Origin of the sequence: Acinetobacter bereziniae LMG 1003 = CIP 70.12 (genome assembly GCF_000368925.1) — a bacterium.
Taxonomy (GTDB): domain Bacteria; phylum Pseudomonadota; class Gammaproteobacteria; order Pseudomonadales; family Moraxellaceae; genus Acinetobacter; species Acinetobacter bereziniae.
Map to the genome: position 1 here is coordinate 269,424 of NZ_KB849755.1, position 6,352 is coordinate 275,775.

The following is a 6,352-nucleotide window of genomic DNA, read 5'->3' on the forward strand; positions in this document are numbered from 1 at the left end:
TTCATGTCTCAAATTTCCAAACTTAGTCATAAAAATCTATGGATTGGTCTTGCTGTTGTGGTCATTATATTCGGGCTATTTGGCTATCGATATGTAAAAAACCAGCAGAAAGAAAATGTTTTAACCATTGGTATCAGTCCTCCCTATGCAGAACTACTCCAAACAGTTGCCAATGAGGTCGAGAAAGATGGCATTCATGTCAAACTGGTTGAATTCTCAGATTGGCAAGCGCCCAATGTTGCGGTTCAAAACCGTGACATTGATGCTAACTTTTTTCAGCAAAGCGTCTTTTTAAAAAATGCGATTAAACAAACCAACTATGACTTACATGCTTTCGGCACTGGAAGCGGGAGTCATGTTGGTCTGTACTCGAAACAGTACAAGTCTTTAGATGCCTTGCCACAGCATGCGCGTGTAGTGATTCCTAGTGATCCCGTAAATTCTGCACGTGCCTTAATTCTGCTCCATCGTGCTGGGCTGATTCAGATCAAAGATATCAATAACGAACTTTCAACTTTACAGGATATTGTTTCAAACCCTAAGCAATTGAAGTTTATAGAAGTTGAAGGTCCTCAAACGGCGTTAGCATACGATGATGCGGACCTCATCTTTGGTTTTCCCCATTACCTCAATATGGCAAAAAAAGCAGACCCACATAGCGCACTGTTTTTAGATCCGATTGATAAAAAATACGCCATCCTTTTTGTCACACGTCGTGACTATCAAGATAAAAACCAAAAGTTAGAGAAATTTATTCAAGCTTTCCAAAACTCACAACAGGTTCGAAATATTTTAGATAAAGATTTCGGCAAAGATATGTGGTTTGCAGGCTGGAAATAAGGAGCATAGAAATGGTGAGTTTCGGTTCACAGGTTGACTTTTCAGTCCCTCATATCAAAATCCGTGATTTAAATAAGTTTTATGCAGGTCAAGACCAAAAAATTCATGCATTGAAAAATATCAATCTCGATATTCCTCAAGGCAAAATTTTCGGCATCATCGGCAAAAGTGGCGCAGGTAAGTCTTCACTTCTTAGAACATTGAATGGTCTGGAAAGCATTTCTGAAGGAAGCATCCATATCCATCAACAGAATTTGGCTGAATTGAGCCATGCAGAATTGATTCAAACACGTCAAAGAATTGGCATGATCTTTCAACATTTTAATTTAATGTCCGCGAAGACTGTTTGGGACAATGTGGCATTGCCCTTGAAAATCGCCCAAGTTAATAAAGCCGAAATCGAAACACGCGTCAACGAAGTTTTAGCGCTGGTTGGATTAAGCAATAAAGCCTATAACTACCCTTCACAATTATCTGGTGGTCAAAAACAACGTGTTGGTATCGCTCGTGCATTGGTGCATCATCCTGAAATTTTACTTTGTGATGAAGCAACATCCGCACTTGACCCTGAAAGCACTTCAGTTGTGCTGTCTTTATTGAAAAAAATCAATCGTGAATTGGGTATCACCATTGTTTTAATTACCCATGAAATGCAAGTGATTCGTGAAATTTGCGATCAAGTGGTGGTGATTGAACATGGAGAAATCGTTGAATCAGGTCAAGTCTGGTCTGTGTTCTCTAAGCCTGAGCAAAAAATTACCCAAGAATTGTTAAACTTAGAGCAACTTGATTTACCTTTTGGTCTTGTTGATGAACCTCAATCCGATTCAACACATAGTATTTTAAAACTACGCTACGAAACAGATCCTAAAAACTCTCCAGATCTAGTACAGGTTTTTCAAGCATTTGAAGCATCTGTTCATTTATATCAAAGCCATATCGACAGTATCCAAAATCACTTGATTGGTACATTGATTGTAGGTACTGCGCAAATCGATATAGACCTTGCCGCATTGCAAGAAAAACTAAAACTTCGTATTGCACAAATAGAGGTACTGGGCTATGCAAGACCAACTCATTGATTTATTGATCACAGGGACAATTGACACCCTACTAATGGTGGGTGTTTCTGCTTTTATTGCCTTTTTAATTGGATTGCCTCTCGCAGTTGTGTTAGTGAATACATCGGAGCAAGGGATTTATCCCTCTAAAAAGATCAACCATGCTTTAGGCACAGTGATCAATATTACCCGCTCTGTTCCCTTTCTTATTTTGATGGTTGCACTTATTCCTTTAACCCGTTGGATTGTTGGAACAAGTTATGGGGTATGGGCTGCTGTTGTTCCATTGACGTTAGCGGCAACTCCATTTTTTGCTCGTATCGCTGAAGTAAGTTTACGTGAGGTTGATCAAGGCTTAATTGAAGCAGCACAGGCGATGGGCTGTAACCGTAAACAGATTGTTTGGCATGTGCTTTTACCTGAAGCATTACCAGGAATCGTAGCTGGTTTTACGGTTACTATTGTCACCATGATTAACTCGTCAGCGATTGCTGGTGCAATTGGTGCAGGTGGATTGGGTGATATTGCATACCGCTATGGTTATCAGCGTTTTGATATGCAAATGATGTTTGCTGTGATCGTGGTTTTAGTTGCGTTGGTCATGCTTGTTCAGGCATTTGGTGACAGTCTGGCAAATCAATTGGATAAACGGAAGATTTAAAGAATGATTGATCATTTTTGAAACTATGCTGGTTGTATATGGCGTGTAGAGGTACAACTGTACCTCTGATTCGATTGAACATTAATTCACTACATATCTACGCTGATAAGCTGATTGTTTTGCGCAATAAAAACTCGATTTATAATTAAAAAACGACCACAGCTATAAATAGACATGATCTGTTTAAAAACTTATAGCGCGTAGACCTGACTTTGTCACGGCTTTCATGTAAAATCACTGGCAATTTTTATATAACACTTTGTGAGTCTTTTCATGGGTTTTAATTGCGGTATTGTCGGCTTGCCGAACGTGGGTAAATCTACTCTTTTCAATGCATTGACTAAAGCTGCTATTGCTGCGGAAAACTTCCCATTTTGTACGATTGAACCGAATACAGGTATTGTTCCAGTACCAGATCCACGTTTAGACAAATTAACTGCCATTGTAAAACCGCAACGTGTCATTCCAACAACAATGGAATTCGTTGATATTGCAGGCTTGGTTGCAGGTGCGTCTAAAGGTGAAGGTTTAGGTAACCAATTTCTTGCAAACATCCGTGAAACTGATGCGATTGCACACGTTGTTCGTTGTTTTGAAGATGAAAACGTCATCCATGTAAATGGTAAAATTGATCCATTAGATGATATTGCAACGATCAATACTGAACTTGCTCTTGCTGACTTGGAAACCGTCACTAAAGCAGTTACTCGTTTAGCAAAATCAGCAAAAGGTGGCGACAAAGAAGCTGTTGCAACTAAAGCGGTGCTCGACAAAATCTTACCATTGCTTGATGAAGGTAAACCTGCACGTGCTGCTGATTTAGATGATGATGAGCGTAAGCTTGTTCGTGGTTTTGGTTTAATGACTTTAAAACCAACCATGTATATTGCAAACGTTGCAGAAGATGGGTTTGAAAACAATCCACATCTTGAAGCTGTGAAAAAGTTAGCTGCTGAAGAAAATGCAATTGTTGTTCCACTTTGCAACCAAATCGAAGCTGAAATTTCACTTTTAGATGATGAAGATCGTGCAGAATTTCTTGAAGCCTTAGGCATGGAAGAACCAGGTCTTAACGTGGTGATCCGTGCAGGTTATAGCTTATTGGGCTTACAAACTTACTTCACCGCTGGTGTACAAGAAGTTCGTGCTTGGACTGTAAAAGTGGGTGCAACTGCTCCTCAAGCGGCTGGTGTAATTCACACTGACTTTGAAAAAGGCTTCATCCGTGCAGAATGTATTGCTTATGATGACTTCATTCAATTCAATGGTGAAAATGGTGCAAAAGAAGCAGGTAAATGGCGTCTAGAAGGTAAAACATACATCGTTCAAGATGGCGATGTATTGCACTTCCGTTTTAATGTTTAAAACGCTTTAATACCTTGATTAAACAGGTTGAAGCTATCTTCAACCTGTTTTTTATTGCTTCAACTTTCATCAAGTTCTGTGATGATCATTTCAAAATGCATATAAAGATATTTAATCTTTCTTTATCGTGATTCAGACCTATAAGAATATTCATCGATTTCTAGGTTGAATATTGTTGTCTTTAATAATCTTAACAATTGAATATAAGACACTTCTTCTCACATGGAGGTCACCATAACTACCTTGATGATCAAAGCCTTCCATTTGAAATACTTGTTTGATCCCATTGTGTTTAGTTGGTGATATTGGAGCAACACCTGAAAAAAATGGAACTGTTCCATCCCCATATAAATTCTTATTGGAAATCGTAAATTTTCCATATTTTCCACTGGCTAAGCGAATATATCTAAACCCATTATTTGGAATAAAGTTTTTATCAAAGTACTCTTTCCTCTCCTTTTTGTCTTTGATCTGCTTCATCTGTGCAAGCACTTGGTTATTTTTATTTTCAATTTCCTGACCATTCACACGTGGTAAGGTTTGTAGTTGGGTTTGGTTTAAACCTGTCAAAGGTCGATCTAGACTCCAGTGTAGTGTACCGTAAGTCAAGTTTTTGGGGTCAGCACCAAAATGCACATAGGTATGGGGATGGTAATGTGTTGCAATAGATTTATGAAATTTTTGAACTCCATCAATTAATATATTAAACATAGCTCTAGGAGAACCAACAGGATATTTTTTATCAAGTGGATTAATCAGTTCATCTTTGACCATTTCCCACCAGACATTGTGGGCTTTATAGATTTCTTTATAAGGATCGGCTTTAGGCAAATTGACAACATGGATGGTGCCTTTTTCATCGGTACCCCGTAAACTCAACCAAAATGGCGTTGTTGTTTTGTCTTTTTTGATAATACGATAGTCTTTACTGGGTAAAAGCTCTAAGCCACCTTGAGAGTTCGATAAAACAGCAGTTACATGTTCTGTATTTTTCCCTAAAACCAATACTGCTAAGACATCTTTTACGCCACTTCCTTCAATCGAACCTGCAACCAAGCGACGATAAACAGCAGGTGCACCCACAGTGGGCATCACCCCATGGATAATCCCTGCAATATCTTCACCCATTTTTGTGGATAAGCTTCGCCCTACTAAACCGCCCATCGAATGGGTGATGACAATAAATTTATGAAAATTCTTACCATATTTGGCTTTTATATTTTTCATTGTCTTTACAAGGTCATCTGCTGATAGTGCATTGGACTGAAGCCAATTGTAGCCCAGTGCATAAACAGGAAAATTAAATTTTTTGAGCTTTTCAATATCAGTCTTATCTATACTTTCAAATCTAGTTTGCGGGTGCCATGTCTGTTTCTCATTTGAACCTAATAAACTCAACCAATCAGGCGTGTATTTATCATCTTGAGTCACTAGTTGGTAAGCATGTCGACTTTCCAGCCAATTTTTTTCAGTTGCCTCTAAACGTATATTGGCAAGCGCCCCTTCAAAAAACATCAAGGTAGGTCCATAACTTTCCCAATGTACTGTTCCCCATAGTCTCTTTTTCGCTTCTTCAGTGGTGACTTTTGCTCTTGGGTCGATATATAAATCACCTGTTGGATCCACTTCGGTTTCCTGAGCATCCAATTCACTTTGCAATTCGGACGGAGACTTTTTAGCTTGACTATAAACTGTTTTTGCTGCACCAGCGTAATTGCCTATACGCCAAACGGGTTTTTTATTAGTTTTGTTTCTTAAGTTTGACCCCATAATTCCTGGAATAAAGATAATAGGAATGGTATCTAATTTGGGAATTTCTACCAATGTTCCTGTTTTATTGCTACTTGGACTGGTTGCTGATGTCGCCTGAATGGTATTATTTTTTTCAATCATTTGATTTTCCTTGATTAAATGCGGAAATTTTTATGTTATTTAAAATAAAATCATTTAATCCAAGCACGATTTTTTGATTTAGAGGTGCATTTAGTGCTTTATTATTAACTTCATCGACACTTTCTAAGCCTAAATATATATATGAATCCGTAGGATCATCTAAAGTCCCTAAATATTGCCATGCACCAGATTCAAAGCCTCGACCAAAGCTTAAACGCTGTTGGTAATGGGTCATCACTTCTTCGCCTTTTAGTCCATTGATTTCTCTGACACTAGATCGAATATCACTAACTTTAAATACTTTTTTGAGTTCTTCTGGTATTTGTTCCCTATTTTTCTGAATCATTTGTATAAGTGGGGTGTCAGATTCAACTCTAGCCCTGTTTTCAATATTCATTGTCACTTCTGGATAAGAAGGAAAGGATAAATATGCTTTACTTAAAAAGAAGCGATTTTCAGTCATATCATCTGCAATAAAGTAATCTTTCCAGCATAAGCCTGCTTGATTTGGACCTTTGGATGATTTTAATTT

Annotated in this window: 6 protein-coding genes; 4 read left to right on the plus strand and 2 right to left on the minus strand. The window is 38.2% G+C overall.

Going from position 1 to position 6,352, the window contains the following annotated elements; translation table 11 throughout:
* The first annotated feature begins 3 nt into the window (after positions 1–3).
* The 4 genes from F938_RS03160 to ychF all read left to right on the plus strand — a co-directional run bounded on the left by F938_RS03160 (position 4) and on the right by ychF (position 3,927).
* A complete protein-coding gene (locus F938_RS03160) occupies positions 4–840 on the plus strand; it encodes a MetQ/NlpA family ABC transporter substrate-binding protein (protein WP_005029336.1) in 837 nt (278 codons plus the stop codon).
* Between the two features lie 11 nt (positions 841–851).
* Positions 852–1,922, plus strand: coding sequence for a methionine ABC transporter ATP-binding protein (locus F938_RS03165; protein WP_005029338.1), 1,071 nt, complete (start codon positions 852–854; stop codon positions 1,920–1,922).
* Positions 1,903–2,562: a methionine ABC transporter permease gene (locus F938_RS03170; protein WP_004831051.1), complete on the plus strand. Its 660-nt coding sequence runs from the start codon at positions 1,903–1,905 to the stop codon at positions 2,560–2,562. Before F938_RS03165 ends, F938_RS03170 begins: the two co-directional genes overlap by 20 nt.
* A gap of 273 nt (positions 2,563–2,835) precedes the next feature.
* On the plus strand, positions 2,836–3,927 hold the full coding sequence (gene ychF / locus F938_RS03175; RefSeq protein ID WP_004831052.1) for a redox-regulated ATPase YchF: 1,092 nt from the start codon (positions 2,836–2,838) through the stop codon (positions 3,925–3,927).
* A 150-nt stretch (positions 3,928–4,077) separates the two neighbouring features.
* Here the strand turns inward: ychF and F938_RS03180 are convergent, their stop codons facing one another.
* Together F938_RS03180 and F938_RS03185 are read right to left on the minus strand one after the other, a co-directional pair.
* Positions 4,078–5,820: an esterase/lipase family protein gene (locus tag F938_RS03180; protein WP_005029342.1), complete on the minus strand. Its 1,743-nt coding sequence runs from the start codon at positions 5,818–5,820 to the stop codon at positions 4,078–4,080.
* The coding region (locus tag F938_RS03185; RefSeq protein WP_005029344.1) for a T6SS immunity protein Tli4 family protein at positions 5,813–6,352 on the minus strand (540 nt) is incomplete at its 5' end. The genes F938_RS03180 and F938_RS03185, both read right to left, overlap by 8 nt.

Coding starts and splice junctions, on each gene's coding strand:
- ychF (WP_004831052.1), top strand. CDS start 2,836: ATGGGTTTTAATTGCGGTATTGTCGGCTTGCCGAACGTGGGTAAATCT.
- F938_RS03165 (WP_005029338.1), top strand. CDS start 852: ATGGTGAGTTTCGGTTCACAGGTTGACTTTTCAGTCCCTCATATCAAA.
- F938_RS03180 (WP_005029342.1), bottom strand. CDS start 5,820: ATGATTGAAAAAAATAATACCATTCAGGCGACATCAGCAACCAGTCCA.
- F938_RS03170 (WP_004831051.1), top strand. CDS start 1,903: ATGCAAGACCAACTCATTGATTTATTGATCACAGGGACAATTGACACC.
- F938_RS03160 (WP_005029336.1), top strand. CDS start 4: ATGTCTCAAATTTCCAAACTTAGTCATAAAAATCTATGGATTGGTCTT.